Source organism: Nonomuraea fuscirosea (assembly GCF_035917475.1).
Classification (GTDB): domain Bacteria; phylum Actinomycetota; class Actinomycetes; order Streptosporangiales; family Streptosporangiaceae; genus Nonomuraea; species Nonomuraea fuscirosea.
On the sequence record NZ_CP109074.1, the window covers coordinates 2,511,365 to 2,529,265 of the forward strand.

Consider the following 17,901-nt stretch of genomic DNA (forward strand, 5'->3'; position numbering starts at 1 on the left):
ACCTGACGCCAGGAAGGCGGCCCGGGGGTCCGGGGGTCAACGGCGCCGCGAGCGCCACCGGCTGAGGAAGCGCCGGGCCTTCTCCTGGTTGTGGGGGTCGCGGGCCATCCGCTTGACCTTCTCGACGTTCTGTCTGCCCTTGGGGCTGCGCAGGTACGCGCGCACCCGATCTATGACCGTTGCCATAGGCGCCCACTACCCCGTCGGGCCCGATGGATGCCCGCCGCTTCGGGATGATCCCTAGGCCGGGGATGTTCGCTCCGCGCCCTGGGCGGCGGGGGAGACGGCGGGCGGTGTCTCGGCCTGCGGGGAAGGGTGCGGGGGCGCCTGGTCGACGATGGTCTGGATCGCCGCCCTCCGCCTTTCGATGCCCGCCCCGTCGATGCTGATCTGCCGCCTGCGTCGGATCCTGTCGTCAGTCACGTTGAGTAGCGTATTGAGCCGGCCCCCCAACGGTGGGTCACGAGAGGCTCATCAATGGTTGGTCCCCGTCGGCGCCTGGGCGGGCGCGTACGCGAGGACGTGGTCGTGCAGCATCGCGCCCGCCCGGGGATCGTCCCGCTCGAACGCCTCCACCAGCGGCTCATGATCACGGGCGTTCTCGTGCGGCCGCATCCGGAACAGCCGGATCGACAGATGCGTCCACACCTCCACGCCCAGCGACTCCCACACCGACATCAGCACGGCGTTGCCCGCCGCCGCGACGATCTCCCGGTGGAAGCCGACCCCGTGCCGCACCTGCTCGGTGAGCGACCCGCCGGCGGTGGCCTCCTGCAGGCGGTGCAGGTGCCGGCGCAGCGCGTGCACGTCAGGACGCCCGAGCCGGACGGCCGTCTCCTCAAGACCCGCCCGCACCTGGTAGACCTCGCGCAGGTCGGCCTCGGTGATGCCGCGCACCTGGGCGCCCCTGTTGGGTGAGGACTCGATCAGCCGCAGCGCCTCCAGCTCGCGCAGCGCCTCGCGGACGGGGGCCTGGCTGACGCCGAGCTCGGCGGCCACCCGCCGCTCGACGATGCGGTCGCCCGGCGCGTAACGGCCGCTGATCAGCCCGTCCACGACCGCCTGCCGGATCTGGTCGCGGAGTGGAGCCCGCACAACCGGTTTCACGGGTGAAATCCTACCCCGCAACACATCGGATGATCGATCATAGGGTGTAATGGTATACATGGAGACAGACCGGAACCCCCAAGAGACGGCCGAATGGCTCGAGTCGCTGGAGGCCGTACGGCGCCAGGCAGGCCCCGAGCGGGCCGAGTTCCTGTTGCGGCGGCTGGCCACGAGCGGCCGCTATCTCAACACCGTTCCCACCGAGGACGAGCCCGCCTACCCGGGTGACCTCGAGATGGAACAGCGGATCGCGGCGTACGACCGGTGGAACGCCGCCGCGATGATCACCCGGGGGAGCAGGCTCGGCCTCGGCGGTCACCTGGCCACCTACGCCTCGGCCGCGTGGCTCTACGAGGTCGGCTTCAACCACTTCTTCCACGGCGGCCACGACCAGGTCTACTTCCAGGGTCACGCCTCACCCGGCATCTACGCCCGCGCCTTCCTGGAGGGCCGGCTGAGCGAGGAACGGCTCGACCTGTTCCGGCGCGAGCCGGAGGGCGGCCTGCCGTCCTACCCGCACCCGCGGGCCCTGCCGGACTTCTGGCAGTTCCCCACCGTGTCCATGGGGATCGGGCCGCTCAACGCGATCTACCAGGCCCGGTTCAACCGCTACCTGCACAACCGCGGCATCAAGGACACCTCGGCCTCCCACGTATGGGCCTTCCTCGGCGACGGCGAGATGGACGAGCCCGAGTCCACGGCCGCCCTGACGCTGGCCGCCCGCGAAGGGCTGGACAACCTCACCTTCGTGATCAACTGCAACCTGCAGCGGCTCGACGGCCCCGTACGCGGCAACACCCGCATCGTGCAGGAGCTCGAAAGCGTCTTCCGCGGTGCGGGCTGGAACGTGGTCAAGGCCCTGTGGGGGCAGGACTGGGACGACCTGCTCCGCTCCGACGAGCTGGTGGCCAGGCTGGCGGAGACGCCGGACGGGCAGTTCCAGACACTCGCCGCCTCCCCCGGTGACTACATCAGGCGGCACCTGTTCCACGGGCTCGACGTGCCGCACTCCGACGAGGAGCTGCGCCGCATCGTGAGCGGTTCGCGGGCCGGTCACGAGCCGCGCAAGGTGTACGCCGCCTACCGCAGCGCCCTGGAGCACCGGGGCGGGCCGACGGTCATCCTCGTCCAGACGGTCAAGGGCTGGACGCTCGGCGCGGGCGTGGAGTCGCGCAACGCCAACCACCAGATGAAGAAGCTCACCCAGGACGAGTTCCGCGCCATGCGCGACCGGCTCGGCCTGCCGGTGAGCGACGCGGCGCTGGCCGGCGACGTGCCCCCGTACCTGCACCCGGGCCCGGACTCGCCGGAGGCCGAGTACGCGCTCGAACGCCGGCGCGCCCTGGGCGGGCCCGTGCCGAGCCGGACGGTCACGCACCACCCGCTGCCCGATCCGGACGAGCGGCACTTCAGCCGGCTCGTCAAGGGCTCGGCGCAGCCGGTCGCCACCACGATGGCGTTCGTCCGGCTGGCCAAGGACCTGATGCGGGAGCCGGAGACCGGACGGCGGTGGGTGCCGATCGTGCCCGACGAGGCCAGGACGTTCGGCATGGAGTCGCTCTTCCCCACGGCCAAGATCTACTCGCCGCTCGGCCAGCGGTACGACGCCGTGGACCGGGAGCTGCTGCTGTCGTACACGGAGGCGACCGACGGGCAGATCCTGCTGGAGGGCATCACCGAGGCGGGGTCGATGGCGTCGTTCACCGCGGCGGCGTCGAGCTACGCCACCCACGGCGAGCCGATGATCCCCTTCTACATCTTCTACTCGATGTTCGGCTGGCAGCGCACGGGCGACCAGATGTGGGCGCTGGCCGACCAGCTCGGCAAGGGCTTCCTGGTCGGGGCTACGGCGGGCCGCACCACGATGACCGGCGAGGGGCTGCAGCACGCGGACGGGCACTCCCAGCTGCTCGCCTCCGTCAACCCCGCCTGCCTGGCCTACGACCCGGCGTTCGCGTACGAGGTGGGCGTGATCGTACGGGACGGGCTGCGGCGGATGTACGGCCCGGCGGCCGAGGACGTGTTCTACTACCTGACCGTCTACAACGAGCCGATGCCGCAGCCCGCGATGCCGGAAGGCGTCGAGGAGGGCATCGTCAAGGGCATCTACCGCTACCGCGAGGGCGGCGGGCAGGCCCACCTGCTGGCCAGCGGCACCGCGATCCACTGGGCGCTGGAGGCGCAGCGGCTGCTGGAGGAGGAGTACGGGCTGGGCGTGGACGTCTGGTCGGTCACCTCGTGGAGCGAGCTGCGCCGCGACGCGATGACCGCGACCGGCGTGCCCTACCTGCGCCAGGCCATGGCCGGCACGCGGGGGCCCGTGATCGCGGTCAGCGACTGGATGCGGGCCGTGCCCGACCAGATCGCTCCCTTCGTCCAGCGGCCATGGACCTCGCTCGGCACCGACGGCTTCGGGCTGTCGGGCACGCGCGAGTCCGTACGCAGGCACTTCGGCGTCGACCCGCGCTCGATCGCGGACGCCGTGCTGAAGGCGGTGGAGGAAGCGGAGGGCTGAGACGCCCCTGGGGGCCGGGGCCGATGGTCCTGGGTCGCGGGGTGCCCGTGACAAGGTCGCTTGACCGTGTCAGAGGGAGTCGGCAATGATCATCGCCCAGTCGTACCTCCCTCAGAAAGGGCACCACGTGCGCTTGTTATCGGCAAGACGCGCGGCACTGGCCGCGACCCTGACCGCCGTCACCTTGACGGGCGGCGTCCTCGCCGCCCCGGCCCCCGCCTCGGCCGCCGCCCAGCTCATCGCGAACGGCACCTTCGCCGGCACCACCGCCCCCTGGGCCGCCCTCGGGCAGACCACCGTCACGGCCGAGTCGGGCCTCATGCGGGTCCAGGTCAGGCAGAACGTGGCCAACCCCTGGGACGCGATGGTGGCCTCGCCCACCACCGCCGCCCTGAACCCGGGCAGGAGCTACACCCTCTCCTTCGACGCGTACGCCACCACCTCCTTCACCGCCAAGGCCACGGTCCAGTACACCGCCACCCCGAGCAGCAACCAGTCGCTGGCCACGGACGTGCCGCTGACCGCGACGAGCAGGCGCTACAGCTTCCCGTTCACGGCCGCCCAGGCCGGCGCCACCGCGGCCGAGGTGACCTTCCAGCTCGGCGGTTCCGGCGGCACGCCGGTCGTCCGCTTCGACAACGTCTCGCTGATGGAGACGCAGACGAGCCGCCCGACCGGCCTGTACGTCTCCCCGCTGTCGCACCCGGCCGACTGGGCCGCCAGGAACTCCGGCACGGCCGAGGGCCAGGCCGTCATGAACGCCATCGGCAGCAAGCCGATCTTCGAGTGGTTCGGCGGCTGGTTCCCCGACATCACCCGGGCCGTGGACACGTACGTGGGCGCCGCGCAGGCCGCGGACAAGCTGCCCATGCTGGTGGCCTACAACATCCCCAACCGCGACGCGTGCGCGCATCTCTCGGGTGGAGGCGCGGGCGACGCCCCCGGCTACCACGCCTGGATCACCGACTTCGCCAAGGCGATCGGCGACCGCCACGCCGTCGTGGTGCTGGAGCCGGACGCGATCGCCGCCGCCCCGTGCCTGCCGGAGATCGGCGAGGACCCCGAGGAGCAGTTCCGGATCCTGCTGGACGCCACCCAGGTGCTGCGCGCCCAGGCGCCGAACGCGTGGGTGTACCTCGACGCGGGCAACGCCACCTGGCGGGCGGCGGACTGGACGGCGACGGCGCTGGTCAAGTCGGGTGTCGCCAACACGCGCGGCTTTTCGGTAAACGTATCCAATTACCTCTCCACCGCCGACAGCGAGCGGTTCGCGGTCGCGGTCAACGGTCACCTGCCCGCGACGGTGGGCGCGAAGAAGTACGTGATCGACACGAGCAGGAACGGCAACGGCCCGTACACCGACGACACCCCCGGTGACAACTGGTGCAACCCGCCGGGGCGCAAGCTCGGCACTCCTCCGGTGCGGCCGACGAGCGGGGCCGAGTACCTGTTCTGGGTCAAGGTGCCGGGCGACTCCGACGGCGAGTGCGGGATCGGCGGCTCCATCCCCGCCGGCCAGTTCAGCCCCGGCCTGGCCATGGCCCTGATCAACGGCGCGTCCTGACATGGGAGGACGAATGTTCAACTGGAGGACGTCCGCGGCGGGCGTGTCCGCCGCCGCGCTGCTGGCCACGGGCGTGGCGAGCACCCCGGCGGCCGCGGCGGCCGAGCCCGCCACCTACTACGTCGACAGCGTCGCCGGGCGCGACAGCGCCAACGGCACCTCTGAGGCGACCGCCTGGCGCACGCTGGCCAAGGCCAACGCGGCCAACCTGACCCCCGGATCCAAGCTGCTGCTGCGCCGGGGATCAGCGTGGTCCGAGCAACTGGTGGTCTCCAGGTCGGGCGAGGAGGACACCCCGATCACCGTGGACGCCTACGGCTCCGGCGCCAGGCCCGTGATCAAGGCGGGCCCCGCCTACTCGTGCGTCCTGCTGTCCGGCGACTACATCGAACTGCTGAACGTGCAGGTCGGCGTCAAGGGCGCGGCGCGCTGCCTGTGGTCGGGGGTGACGGTGGAGGGCGACCACAACTTCCTCAAGGGCAACTACTTCACCGGCAACTCGGCCGCCGTCTACATCGACGAGCAGGCCCGCTACACCTCGGTCAACGCCAACGACTTCGTCGACAACAACGTCATGAGCGTCAACACCGACGCCGAGGAGATGGGGGAGGAGTACGCCGACGACGACGCGGGCGCCTTCGCCATCCTGGTGCACGGCGACGACTCCGAGATCTCCTGGAACGACATCAGGGGCTCGATCGCGCAGAGCTACGACTACGTCTGGGACGGCGCGGCCGTCGAGATCTTCAAGGGCTCGCGCACCTGGGTGCACCACAACACCTCGGTGGACAACGACACCTTCACCGAACTGGGCACCGACAGGGAGCCGACCGGCGAGACCAGGGACCCGGACGGCGTCTCGGACAACGTGTTCGAGTACAACGAGATCTACGGCACGCGTACCAGAGGAGGGCTCGTCACCCGGGGGCCGTTCAAGGAGACCCCGGACCACGCGCCGGACGTGAACGGCCCCGTGCTGCGCACGATCTTCAGGAACAACTCGATCAACCTGCCGAACGAGGACGCCGAAGGCGTGGTCTGCGACTCGAACTGCACCAACGAGCACCTGACCATGACCCAGAACACCATCTACGCCGCCAAGAAGAGCGCCTACGGGCCCGGCATCACGGGGACCGCCAACTCCTCCAACGTGCTGGAAGGCGAGCAGTACCAGCTGGGCGACGACGGCGTCGGCAACGTCTTCGACAACCCCGGGTTCGACCCGGCCCGCCCGCTGCAGCTGCTCCCCGGCAGCAAGGCGATCGGGCTCGGCCGCCAGGCGTACGGGGAGATCGCGTTGAACGGCGTCGCGATCGGCTCCGACGGCGGCATCGAGGCCGGCGCCTACGAGTACGTGCCGGCCCGATAAAGGGTCAGAAGCCGCGCGTGCGCCGCAGGGCGGGCGGGCGGCCGTCCGGATCCACCGCCAGCCGGTACAGAGGCAGCGCCATGAGCTGCTGGGCGTGGGACAGGCGCGGCGCTGGATGAGGACGCAGGCGGCCGGGAGGGCGCGACCCCTCCCGGCCGTTCTCGTGCCAGGACTCCAGCTCCCGGGCCGAGCGGGCGAACGCCTCGAACGCGGCCACCGGGTCGCACAACTCGTCCAGCCGGTCGGCGGGCAGGTCGAGGTGCTCGCCCATGAGCGACAGCCGCAGGTCCCTGGCGAAGCGCCGGCCACCGGCGGGCGGACGGGGGTCCTCCCGCTCGTCCAGGACGGCGCAGCTCAGCTCGGAGTCGTAGGTCCACGACCGCAGGTTGACGTTGTCGGAGCCGACCGTGGCCCAGACGTCGTCCACGACGCACACCTTCGCGTGCACGTACACCGGCGTGCCCTGATGGTTCTCCAGGTCGTAGACGGCCACCCGGTCGCCGCCCGCCGTGAGCAGGCGGCGCAGCGCGTCGACGCGGCCGATGAGGCTGGCCGGACCGGCCAGCCAGCCGTCCTGGTCGGGATGGCGCGGCACCACCACGACCATGCGCAGCTCCGGCTCGCGCTCCAGCGCGCGGGCGAACGGCTCGATCACGTCGGTGGACCACAGGTACTGGTCCTCCAGATAGATCAGCTTGCCGGCGCGGGCCAGCACCTTGCGGTAGGCGTGGGCGATGCTGCGCTCGCCCTCGGGCGCGAACGGGTAGCCGCCGCGCCGGGCCGGATAGGTGCGCAGCAGCTGCACATGGTGGTGACCGGCCCGCGGCGGGGGCGGCCCAGGACGGGGCAGCGGGGGAGCGTCGTCGAGGCGGCCGAGCCGGTCGCGCAGCCGCCGCAGCGGGTCGCGGGTCTCGGGGGCCGGGTCCTCCCAGCGCTCGCAGAACACCTGCTCCACCTGCGCCACGGCCGGGCCCCGGATGGCGACCTGGACGTCGTGCCAGGGCGGGCGCGGGCCGTACACGCCGGGCATCGGCGCCGGCTGCGGGTCCCCCTCGTGCGCGGCGTCGTCGCGGCGGCTGTGGCACAGGTCGATGCCGCCGACGAAGGCCACGTCCCGCTCGGGGCCTTCGTCGTGGCGCAGGATGACGAACTTCTGGTGGTGCGAGCCGCCCACGGCGGTGCGGGTGTCGAGCAGGGCCTGGCCGCCGGTGTCCTCGATCTCCTGGCCGAGGTGGCGGTTCTCGGCGGAGCTGAAGCGCAGCAGGTCCAGATGGGAGCGCCAGATGAGGCCGCGGACGAGGGCGCCGCGGCGCGCGGCGGCCGCCATCGCCTCGCCCACGCTCGGCCCGCCGGGGGTCAGCCGCTCGTCGGGGTCGCCCCGCCAGTCGGCGAACAGCAGCAGGTCGTCCGCGCCCAGCCGCCCAAGGTGCGCGCGCAGCTCGGCGAAGTAGGTGGCGCCGTGGACGAGGGGCCGCACGTCGTTGCCCTCCGTCCAGGGATCGAGCCGGGTCGCCGGGTTGCCCCGCTCGTCCCCGGTGAGGAACCAGTCCTGGATGCGCATTCGTCCGTCGCTACCCGGGCAGTGGCGGGTGATACCTGTGCCAGGCCGGTTCCGGTCCCCCCGCGGTGGCGGGGCGGTGGGCGGGCAGGCGGACGGTGAACGTGGCGCCGCCGCCCGGCCGGCCGTCCGCGGTGATCGTGCCGTCGTGGCCGTCCACGACCTCCCGTACGAGCGCCAGTCCCAGCCCGAACCGGGCGCCCTCGAACCGGGTGAACAGCCGCTCGGCGTCGCGGGGATCCAGGCCCGCGCCGTCGTCCCTGACCCTGAGCAGCACCGTGTCCCGGCCGCCCGACAGGGTGATCCAGACGTGCCCGCCGGGTCCCGTGTGGCTCAGCGCGTTGTCCAGCAGCGCCGACAGCACCCGGCGCAGCGCCGACTCCACCCCGCGCACGACCGGCTCGCCGGGCCCGTCGCAGCGCACCTCGACGCTCACCTGCCGCAGCGTGGCCCTGGCGTTCTCGGCCGCGGCCAGCTCGGCGGCCAGCACGGCCAGGTCCACCGGGCCGAACGGGCCGCGCAGCTGCTTGAACCTGGCCGCCCGCAGCAGGTCCTCGACCACCTCGCCGAGCTGCCTGGTGCCGTCGACGAGCTGGTCCATCTCGTCGATGAGCAGGATGGGGTCGGTGCCGCCGCGCACGCGGCGCGACAGCAGCTGGGCGCGGGTGTGCAGGCGGGTCAGCGGGGAGCGCAGCTCGTGGCTGACGTCGGCGGCGAAGCGCCGCTGGCGGGCCAGGGCCTCGCCCAGCGGGGCGATCGCGCGCCGGGAGACGACCTGGCCGACCAGCAGCGCGGCCAGCAGGCCCGCGACCTCGGCCCCGAGCAGCGTGCGCAGCAGCCGCTGCCGTTCCGCGGCCTGGTAGCGCAGGTCCAAGGCGGCCTGGACGATCGTGCCGCCGCGCTCGCGGGTGTGCACCAGGTAGTCCCTCCCGCCCGCGGTCACCCGCGTCAGCCCCGGCCCGCCGCCGGAGCTCACCCGGCCGAGCGCCGTCAGCGCGGGCAGGGCCGCGGGCGCGCCGGGTGAGCTCAGGACGGTGCCGTCGGCGCGCAGTTCGTACAGCCACACGCAGGGCGGCGGGTGCGCGACGGGGGAGCTGCGGGCGGCGGCGGCCAGCTCGCGTCCGGCCGAGGCGCTCTGGCCGTGCAGCATGACGCAGTAGACCAGCACGCCGACCAGCGCCAGCACCACGGAGATCGCGCCCGCCACCTGCACGGTGATGCGGCGGCGAGCCCGGACGAGCAGCCGCCGGTCCGGATCGGGCCTCCTGGGCCGGCCGCCGCCGCGCGCCCGCGGGCGGCCCGGCGCGGTGACGCTCATAAGTCACCCAGGCGGTAGCCCACACCTCGCACGGTGCGCACGATGCCCGAGCCGAGCTTGTTGCGCAGGTAGTAGACGTAGGTGTCCACGATCGACTCCTTGCTCGCGCCGTCGAAGACCCGCTGGCGCAGCGACCTGCGGGTGTGCACGTGCCGCGGGCGGGCGGCCAGCGCGCTGAGCAGCTTGCACTCCTGCCCCGACAGCGTCACCTGCTCCCCGCTGGGCAGGCGGACGATGTGGGACTCGGCGTCCAGCCAGCCGGCGCCGAGCGGCAGCAGCATGGCCTGGTCGAGGTTGCGCCGGCTGAGCGCGCGCACCCTGGCCAGCAACTCGTCGATCTCGAACGGCTTGACGAGATAGTCCTCCGCCCCCGCGTCCAGCCCGTCGACCCGGTCGGAGACCGAGCCGAACGCGGTCAGCAGCAGCACCGGCGCGGTGACCGCCTGCCGCCGCAGCCGGCGCAGCAGGTCGATGCCGTCGAGCGCGGGCAGGCCGCGGTCGACGATGAGCACGTCGTACGCGCGGCTCAGCCCCAGATGCAGCCCTCGCTGCCCCTCCAGCGCGACGTCGACCGTGTAGCCCTGCTCGGTGAACAGGCCGGCCAGCATGTTTCCCAGTTCGCGGTCGTCCTCGACGAGCAGCAGCCGACGGGAGGGCAGGTCGGCCGCGCCCGGTGTCCCAGCCACGGCACAACCGTTTCACCACTGCCCGACATTTTCCAGGTCCACTGGGATCATTCGCACCACAGGGGACCTCCGACCTCGGGGATCACGACGAATTGGACCGGACGTCGGCCGCTTCCCGCACCGGCGGCGCGGCCCTGGCGCCGCGCTCCAGGCGCTCGGGCAGGGCCAGCTTGTACAGCGGCAGCGCGCCGGCCGTGGTCAGCACGGCCACCAGCACCAGCATGGAGAACAGCTCCTGTGTGATCATGCCCTGGGCCAGGCCGATGTTGATGAAGATGAGGATCATCAGGCCGCGGGCGTTCATGAGCGCGCCCACCGCGTACGCCTCCCGCCGGCCGAACCCGATCCCGCGCATCGCCAGCGAGCACCCGAAGTACTTCCCGCAGAACCCGGCCAGCAGGATCAGCCCGAACGCCAGCAGCATCGGGCCGCCCGCGATACCGCCGAGCTGCGTGTTCAGCCCGGAGAAGGTGAAGAACGCAGGCAGCAGCAGGGTCGAGACGACCTCCATCATGCGGCCGTGCAGCACCTCGCGGAACTTGGGGTCGCGCGGCATGGCCAGGCCCGCGAAGAAGCCGCCGAAGACGGCGTACACGCCGATCCAGTCCGTCAGCCAGCCGGCCGTGAGCGGGACGATGACGACGACGTACACGCCGGTCGGGCCGAGCCGGCCGGTGCGCGTCACGCTCCTGCCCAGGGGGCGCAGCATGGGGGCGACCACCTTGAGCATGACGACGGCGAACGCCGCGGTCAGGCCGATGGTGAGCAGCGCGCTGGAGGTGCCCGTGCCCAGGTGCATGGCCGACAGCACGGCCAGCAGGCACCAGGCGAGCGCGTCGTCGATGGAGGCGGCCAGCAGGGTGAGCCGGCCGATGGGGGTGTTCTCCAGGCCGCGCTCGTACAGGATCCTGGCCAGCATCGGGAAGGCGGTCAGCGACAGCGCGCCCCCGACGAACAGCGCGAACTGGAAGGGCGACACGTCGGGACGGGACAGCAGGCTGTGCACCAGCAGGCCGGCGCCGAAGCCGAGCAGCAGCGAGGGGACGATCCCCGACGTGGCCAGCACGGCCGCCTTGCGCACCTCGCCCTGCGTCCTGGCGGTGTGGTCGATCCCGGCCCCGACCAGGAACATGTAGAGGGTCAGGCCGATCGTGCTGAGCACGTACAGGACGGGGCGGACCTCCGGCGGGAAGAGCGCGGCCTGGGCCTCGGGGAACAGCCAGCCGAACAGCGTCGGCCCGAGCAGGACGCCGGCGACCATCTCGCCGAGCACGCGCGGCTGCATCACCATGAGCGCCAGCCGCCCGCACACCGCCGAGGTGATGAGCAGGACGACCAGGGCGGGCATGACCTTCAGGACGAGCGCGAGGTTCGCGTCAGGAGCCGCGACGGTGGTCAGGGCCAGGACGTGCATACGGATGCTCCTCTGCAGAGGCGAAGTGGCGTTCGCACAGCCGCTGCCGGCGCGCGTCCCAGACCATGCAGGCGCCGAGGACGAGCTGCGTCAGGCCGCGCCAGACGTCCTCCCAGCGGTCGCGGACGCGCAGGTACGCCAGCGCGGGACCGGCGCGGCGCCGGGCGCCGAGCGGGGTGAGCAGGCAGGGGCCGCGGCTGGGCAGGGACCGGGTGTGGGACACGGAGGAGGCCAGCACATAACGGTCCAGAACCTCCCGTGCCACCACCCGCATGACGATCGGCGCCAGCCGCCAGGCCGGGCACGGCCGGTTGGCCGCGATGCCGAACGGGATGTGGTTGAGCTCCTTGACCGGCCGGTCGGAGCGGTCCGGGTCGAACCTGCCCGGATCGAACCGGTCGGGGTCGGCGAAGCCGGCGCGGTGGAACGCCGGATAGTCGAAGCAGAGCACCGAGCCGGCCGGGATCGTGGTGCGCTCGTCGAGCTCGATGTCGCCGGTGGTGACGCGGTGGGCGATGCCGAACAGCGGGTAGAGCCGCAGCGTCTCGTTGATCACCTGGTCGAGGTAACCGTCATCGCCCGCGCGCGCCCGCTCCTGCGCCTCCGGATGCTGGGCGAGGACCAGCAGCAGGTGCGCCATGGCCTCCGACAACTGCACGACCGCGGTGTTGAAGAAGGCCCCTTGCAGGTAGTACGCCTGCTGCGTGGGCGACAGGCCGGCCGGGAGCGGCAGGCGTACCCGGCCGAGCCGGTCGAGGAGGTAGCCGGTCAGGCGCAGCCGGCGGCGCATGTGCCGCAGGCCCGTGCACTTGAGCGAGCTGACGACGTCGTCCGCGTTGGCCGCGATCAGGTCGCGGGCCTGGCGCGGGCAGGGCTCGGCGAAGACGAGCTCGTAGGCGAACTCCGCCCACAGCGGCATCATCAGGTCCCGCAGCCGGACCAGGCCGCGCACGTCCGCGAGCGCGCGCCCGGCGCAGCGGCGGGCCAGCTCCTCGGCCCCGGAACGCGGCACGGCGAGCAGGGAACGGGTGACGCGCGCCACGGCCTCGTACCGCTCGCCCGCCTCAAGGTGCTCCTGGTGCATCTCGGGGCCGGGCGCCAGCCAGTACCAGAACAGGTCCGACAGCGCCGCGCCCTTGCTGCGCCCGCCGGCGGCCGGATGCGCGTACACCTCCCTGAACCGCTCCACGCCGATCAGGTCGCCCGGCACCGGGATGCCCTCGTCGCCGTTGATCCGGGCGAACAGGCGGCCGCGCAGCGCCACGATCCGGTCCGGCAGCCGGCCCTTCACCTCGCTCACCCGGCTCACCTCGGGACCGGGGCGGTGCGGCGGGCGAAGAAGGCCCGCAGCGGCTCGACGTGCACCTCGGCGGAGTCCCACTCGTTCTCCAGGTTCTCCGTGATGTGGTGGGCGGCCACGGGCTCGCCGGGGAAGTGGTGCCGCACGACCGGATGCAGGTAGTGACCCTCGTGCGCCCTGGCGGCGTCGCTCTGGGCGATGCGGCCGACCTCGATGTCGAACGGGTCGTAGGCGTCGTGGTGGGGGCCGTACTCCAGGGTGATCGCGAAGTGGCCGCGGTCGCCGACCGGCGGGCCCTGCAGGTCGAACGGTACCTCCTCCAGATAGCGGGCCCCGCCCGCGCCGTCCAGCAGGATCATGTCGGCCAGCAGGCCGAACTGCTGCCACAGGGCCGAGGTGCGGTTGATCCGCTCGACCACCGCCGCCGCGAGCGCGGCCGGATCGGCGGGCAACTCCCTGGCCGGCCAGGAGACGTCGTGGTAGCGGGACTCCATGATGCGGTGCAGGGCGCGGGCGCCGTACCTGAAGCCGTGGATGAAGCCGCTGGTGCCGCGCCGGAAGTCGCGCGACTGGGTCAGGGTGCCGGCGAAGTACAGGTCCGGCACGCCGGCCGACTCGTACGCGGGCGTCAGCGCCGGGAACCTGCCGCCGATCACCGTTTCGGGACGGCAGTCCGCGGCGAAGATCGAGGCGTCGAAGCGGAAGCCGGTGCACACGATCACCCGGTCGTACGGGATGTCCTTGGTCACCTCGTCGGCCCTGGCGAAGGCCACCGTCACCAGGTACGTGCCGTCCGCCTGCCGCTCCACGCGCCTGACGTCACCGTCGAGCAGGGCGTTCTGCGACTTGAGCTGGTAGGTGTCCAGGAGGCCGTTGTTGATCGCCCGCAGATGCCCGACGTAGTGGGTGCGCCAGGCCATGCGCAGCGAGTGCGGGCCCGCCACGTGGATGACCGCGGCCGTCTCGATCAGGTTGTCGGCCGTCTCGAACCCCGAGTTGCCCTTGCCGATGATGAGCACCCGCTGACCGACGTAGTCGGCCGGGTCGGTCGAGGCGTCCGCGTAGGTGTCGGCCGTCTCAATGCCTGGGATGGGCGGGATGTTGGGCTTCGTCACGCCGGTGGCCACGATGACGCGTGCCGCCTCGTACGTGGTGCCGTCCTCGGCCGTCACCAGGAACGGCCCCGGCTGCTCGGGCCGCTCCACGCGCACGACCCGCGAGCCGTAGGAGACGCGCAGGCCGCGCGCCCGCGCGAAGTCGCCGAGGTAACGGACCAGGTCGTCGGCGGCGGGGAAGTAGCGGTCGCTGTAGCGGGTGAACAGCAGCTCGGGGTCGTCGGACAGGAGTGAGTTCCAGTCCATCCTCAGATTGAGCTCGGGGTCGTCCCAGCCGGTGTGCTTCTTGTTGATCGAGATGAGCGTGCGGTGGCGCGGGAAGGTGTGGAAGAAGCGGCCAGGGGACTCGCCCGCTTCGAGGATCAGGTAGTCACGGCCCGCTTCGTGCAGGAAGTGGCCGAGCTGAAGGCCGGCGGGGCCGGCGCCGATCACCAGGTAGTCCAGGGAGTTGTCCGGCACTGACGCCTCCGTCACGACGAAGTGATTGAAAGGGCAACATCAGTGTGGGCGGGTGATTATCAGAGGTTGCTCAGAGCGCGTCGGCGGGCTTGCCCGGAGCGCCTTCCGCGCGCGTTCCGCAGCGTGTCCTTCCGCGACGTCGCTCAGAGCACACTTGTGCCGTACTGGGTGAGGAGGGCCCGTTTGTCGGGCTTGCCGCTGATGGCCACCGGCACGCCGGGGACCATGGTGATCGTCTTGGGCACGCTGTCCTCGCCGAGCTCCGCGCGTACCAGCTCGCACAGCGCGGCCCGGTCCGGCGCCCGTCCCTGCGCGGGCACCACGAACGCGTGCACGGCCTCCCCGGTGCCCTCGTCCGGCGCGCCCGCCACGTACGCCTCGGCCACGCCGGGGTGGCCGGTCAGCACGCGCTCGATCGGGCCCGCGTACACCACCATCGCGTTGACCATGATCACGTCGCGGGTGCGGCCCGCCAGGTGCAGGAAGCCGTCCGCGTCCACGTGCCCGAGGTCGCGCGTGCGCAGCCAGCCGTCCCGCAGCGTCTCGTGGGTCTCCCGCTCGTCGCCCCAGTAACCCGCCATGACGTACGGGCTGCGTACGTGCACCTCACCCGTCCGCCCCGGCGGCAGCTCCAGACCGTCCTCGTCGCGCACGCTCAGCTCGACCCCCGGATGCGGACGCCCGACCGGGACCACGACGCCGGCGGCGATGTGCTCGGGGGTGAGCATGGCGACGTTGCCCGCCTCGGTCTGCCCGTACCCCTGGTAGACGACCGGCCCGAGCCGCGCCGCCGCCTCCGCCAGCCGGCGCGGGCCGATCGGCGACCCCGACACCATCAGCGCCCGCAGGCTCGACACGTCCGCCTTGTCCACCCGCTCCAGCATCGCCGACAGGCGCGGCACGGTGATGATCGACCCGGTGATCCGGTGACGCTCGATCGCGTACGGGAACAGCGGCCGCCCGTCGTCCTCGGGGATCACCGCCGTGCCCCCGCCCAGCAGGCAGGGCGCCAGGAACTCCAGCACCACCATGCTCGCGAGCGTGCCGAACAGGAGATAACGCTCGAACCCCCGCGCGAGGGCGGCCGCCACGGGGCCCCAGACGCGCGGCTGCCAGGCCCAGTGCTCGGTGAGCGCACGGTAGGTGATCGCGCAGCCCTTGGGACGGCCGGTGCTGCCACTGGTGAAGGTCAGCACCGCCACGTCATCGGGCCGCGCCGCGACGACCGGCGACCAGTCGCCACTCGCATATGCCGTATATCCCGCCGGACCTGCCGGACCCGCATGGCCCGCCCGATCTGCTTGACCTGATGGCAGTCCGGTCGCGCGTGCCGGACGCGCCAGAAGGTCTGTCGCCCCCGGCACGGGACCGAGCGAGAGCGGCGTCCCCGCACGGAGGAGCCGTGGCGTCGCCGTCGCCGGATCCACGATGACGGCGTCCACCCCCATGCCGAGCACATGCTCCAGCTGCCCCGGCGGATATCCGGGACGGATGCCGACGACCCGGCAGCCCAGGACGTGCGCGGCCATGTGGGCGGCGAACGCCTCGGGCGTCACCTCGGTCCTGACGGCGACCGCCCGGCCGGGGCCCAGCCCGGCCTCGCGCAGCGCGTCCGTCAGCCGCCGGATCAGCTCCAGCAGCTCGCCGCGCGTGACGATCCTGGCTCCGTGCTCGAACGCCGGAGTCGCGGGCGCGGCGCGCAGGGCGTCGAGCAGGGGGGTGGGGAAGAGCATGCTCGGCTCCTCATTCACAGCAGTGGCCTATTGCCCTATGCCGTCATATAACGGGATTCACATCAGAGGCGGATCAGAGACGAGCCTGACGTGAAGGTCATCGGCGCGGGATTCGGCCGCACGGGCACCAGGTCCCTGCAGGCGGCGCTCGAACTACTGGGCCTCGGGCCCTGCTACCACATGTCGACCGTCATCGCCGAGCCGTACCGGGTGCGGCAGTGGCTCGACGTCGGTGAGGGCCGTTCCCGCGACTGGGACACGCTGTTCGCCGGGTTCCGGTCCGCCGTCGACTGGCCCGCCGCCGCGTACTGGCGCGAACTGGCCGCGCACCACCCCGACGCCAAGGTCATCCTCACCGTCCGGGACCCCGGCCGCTGGTACGACAGCGTCAGCGAGACCATCTTCCGCGCCTTCCTCGAACAGCGCCGCCCGCCCCCGCACCGCCGCCTGATCCGCCGGCTGGTCCGCCGGCTGGTGGCCTGGCGGGCTCCGGACTTCGCCCTCTTCCCGCGCATGGCCAGGGCGGCCTTCATCGACCCCGTCTTCGACGGCCGCCTCGACGACCGCGACCACGTCATCGAGGTGTTCGAACGGCACATCGCCGAGGTGAAGGCCGCGATCCCCGCCGAGCGACTGCTGGTGTTCGAGGCGGGGGACGGGTGGGAGCCACTGTGCGCGTTCCTCGGGGTACCGGTGCCGGCGCAGCCGTACCCACGGGTCAACGAACGCGCGGCCTTCCGCCGCAAACGCCCCCGCCGCCTGGCCCGCCTCATCCTCCGCGGCCGCTGACAACCCCCGTCGCGGCCTCGCAGAACCTGCGCCCGTTGCGGCCTCGCGGGACCTGCGCCCGTTGCGGCCGATCACCTCCGGGCGGTGGAGCCCGTCAGGACAGTGTCCACTCGCCCTTCTGCTCGGCGTACCCGCTGTCCAGCGCGAACTGGAACTTCGCCGGCACCGCGCCCTCCGGCACCTCGAACACGATCATCCCCTGGCGCGAGTCGCCCGCGTTGATCGTCGCGCCGCCGCCGAAGCTCTGACCTTCGCGGACCCCGTGGACGGTGGAGCGGTACTGCTGGCCCTGGGCGTCGATGAGCCAGGCGCCGTTCGACGGCGCGTCCCCGTAGACGGACTGGCTGGTGTTGACGAGCGTGACCTGGACGGCGACCAGCTTGGCGCCCGCCTTCGGCTTGAGCAGGTCGGAGGCGGGGGTGGCCGCGGCGACCAGCTGGTCAACGGTCACACTCATCTGCAAACCGGGCGTGCGTCCCGCCAACGTCACCGCCTCACCGACCGCGACCGGCCCCCGCCCCGTCTGCCCGACCGAGCCCTGCCCCGTCTGCCCGGTCGAGTCCTGTACGGCCTGACCAGCCGGATCCTGCCCCGCCGAGCCGGTCGAATCCTGCCCGGTCTGCCCTACGGGGTCCTGCACCGTCTGCCCGGTCGAGTCTCGCGCCATCTGCCCGGCGGGATCCTGGACCGTCTGTCCGTCCGGGTTCTGGGTGACCTGCCCGGCCGCGTCCTGTCCCGTCTGACCGGTGGCCGGATCGGTTGGGTCCTGCGCGGATGGGTCCCCGAGCGGCTCACGGGACGGCATGACCATGGTTGCCCCATCAGCCACCGGACCCCCGCCGGTGTCCGTCAGCACCATCGCCACGGCCGCACCTCCGCTGAGAAGCAGCAGCGGGACGCCCACCGCGAGCAGCACGATCAGCGCCACGTTGGACGAGAGCGGCGACGACGGCTGAACGGACGACGTCGACGGG

Annotated in this window: 15 protein-coding genes; 4 read left to right on the top strand and 11 right to left on the bottom strand. The window is 72.3% G+C overall.

Annotated features, from left to right (window positions below):
- Window positions 1-36 precede the first annotated feature (36 nt).
- Genes OIE67_RS11365 through OIE67_RS11375 form a run of 3 tightly spaced genes read right to left on the bottom strand, consistent with a single transcriptional unit; the run spans window position 37 to window position 1,107 of the window.
- Window positions 37-186: a hypothetical protein gene (locus tag OIE67_RS11365; protein ID WP_326639297.1), complete on the bottom strand. Its 150-nt coding sequence runs from the start codon at window positions 184-186 to the stop codon at window positions 37-39.
- A 54-nt stretch (window positions 187-240) separates the two neighbouring features.
- A complete protein-coding gene (locus OIE67_RS11370; RefSeq protein ID WP_326639299.1) occupies window positions 241-423 on the bottom strand; it encodes a hypothetical protein in 183 nt (60 codons plus the stop codon).
- A 51-nt stretch (window positions 424-474) separates the two neighbouring features.
- Window positions 475-1,107 (bottom strand): GntR family transcriptional regulator, encoded by a 633-nt coding sequence (locus OIE67_RS11375; protein WP_326639301.1) that lies wholly within the window; start codon window positions 1,105-1,107, stop codon window positions 475-477.
- Window positions 1,108-1,165: 58 nt separating this feature from the next.
- On the opposite strand from OIE67_RS11375, the gene aceE reads away from it, so the two are divergent.
- The 3 genes from aceE (at window position 1,166) to OIE67_RS11390 (ending at window position 6,555) form a co-directional block, all read left to right on the top strand.
- Complete coding sequence (aceE, locus tag OIE67_RS11380; protein WP_326639303.1) at window positions 1,166-3,622, top strand: pyruvate dehydrogenase (acetyl-transferring), homodimeric type; 2,457 nt, start codon at window positions 1,166-1,168, stop codon at window positions 3,620-3,622.
- 127 nt (window positions 3,623-3,749) lie between these two features.
- Window positions 3,750-5,186: a glycoside hydrolase family 6 protein gene (locus tag OIE67_RS11385; protein WP_326639304.1), complete on the top strand. Its 1,437-nt coding sequence runs from the start codon at window positions 3,750-3,752 to the stop codon at window positions 5,184-5,186.
- Between the two features lie 13 nt (window positions 5,187-5,199).
- Window positions 5,200-6,555: a hypothetical protein gene (locus OIE67_RS11390; protein ID WP_326639307.1), complete on the top strand. Its 1,356-nt coding sequence runs from the start codon at window positions 5,200-5,202 to the stop codon at window positions 6,553-6,555.
- Window positions 6,556-6,559: 4 nt separating this feature from the next.
- Here the strand turns inward: OIE67_RS11390 and OIE67_RS11395 are convergent, their stop codons facing one another.
- The 7 genes from OIE67_RS11395 to OIE67_RS11425 form a co-directional block, all read right to left on the bottom strand.
- Entirely contained in the window at window positions 6,560-8,116 is a 1,557-nt protein-coding gene (locus OIE67_RS11395; protein ID WP_326639310.1) for a phospholipase D family protein, read from the bottom strand.
- Between the two features lie 10 nt (window positions 8,117-8,126).
- Window positions 8,127-9,431, bottom strand: coding sequence for a sensor histidine kinase (locus OIE67_RS11400; RefSeq protein ID WP_326639312.1), 1,305 nt, complete (start codon window positions 9,429-9,431; stop codon window positions 8,127-8,129).
- Entirely contained in the window at window positions 9,428-10,117 is a 690-nt protein-coding gene (locus OIE67_RS11405) for a response regulator transcription factor (RefSeq protein WP_326639313.1), read from the bottom strand. The genes OIE67_RS11400 and OIE67_RS11405 overlap by 4 nt, the downstream gene beginning before the upstream one ends.
- Before the next feature lie 82 nt (window positions 10,118-10,199).
- Entirely contained in the window at window positions 10,200-11,531 is a 1,332-nt protein-coding gene (locus tag OIE67_RS11410) for a cation:proton antiporter (RefSeq protein ID WP_326639315.1), read from the bottom strand.
- On the bottom strand, window positions 11,494-12,831 hold the full coding sequence (locus OIE67_RS11415; RefSeq protein ID WP_326639317.1) for a cytochrome P450: 1,338 nt from the start codon (window positions 12,829-12,831) through the stop codon (window positions 11,494-11,496). Before OIE67_RS11415 ends, OIE67_RS11410 begins: the two co-directional genes overlap by 38 nt.
- 5 nt (window positions 12,832-12,836) lie before the next feature.
- Window positions 12,837-14,420, bottom strand: a complete 1,584-nt coding sequence (locus OIE67_RS11420; protein WP_326639319.1) for an NAD(P)-binding domain-containing protein — start codon at window positions 14,418-14,420, stop codon at window positions 12,837-12,839.
- 128 nt (window positions 14,421-14,548) lie between these two features.
- Window positions 14,549-16,138, bottom strand: coding sequence for a class I adenylate-forming enzyme family protein (locus OIE67_RS11425; RefSeq protein ID WP_326639321.1), 1,590 nt, complete (start codon window positions 16,136-16,138; stop codon window positions 14,549-14,551).
- A 90-nt stretch (window positions 16,139-16,228) separates the two neighbouring features.
- Here OIE67_RS11425 and OIE67_RS11430 point away from each other — a divergent pair, with 90 nt between their 5' ends.
- A complete protein-coding gene (locus tag OIE67_RS11430) occupies window positions 16,229-16,927 on the top strand; it encodes a sulfotransferase family protein (RefSeq protein WP_326639323.1) in 699 nt (232 codons plus the stop codon).
- Window positions 16,928-17,021: 94 nt separating this feature from the next.
- On the opposite strand, the gene OIE67_RS11435 is transcribed toward OIE67_RS11430, so the two are convergent.
- Complete coding sequence (locus OIE67_RS11435) at window positions 17,022-17,855, bottom strand: DUF4352 domain-containing protein (RefSeq protein ID WP_326639325.1); 834 nt, start codon at window positions 17,853-17,855, stop codon at window positions 17,022-17,024.
- Window positions 17,856-17,901: the final 46 nt, after the last annotated feature.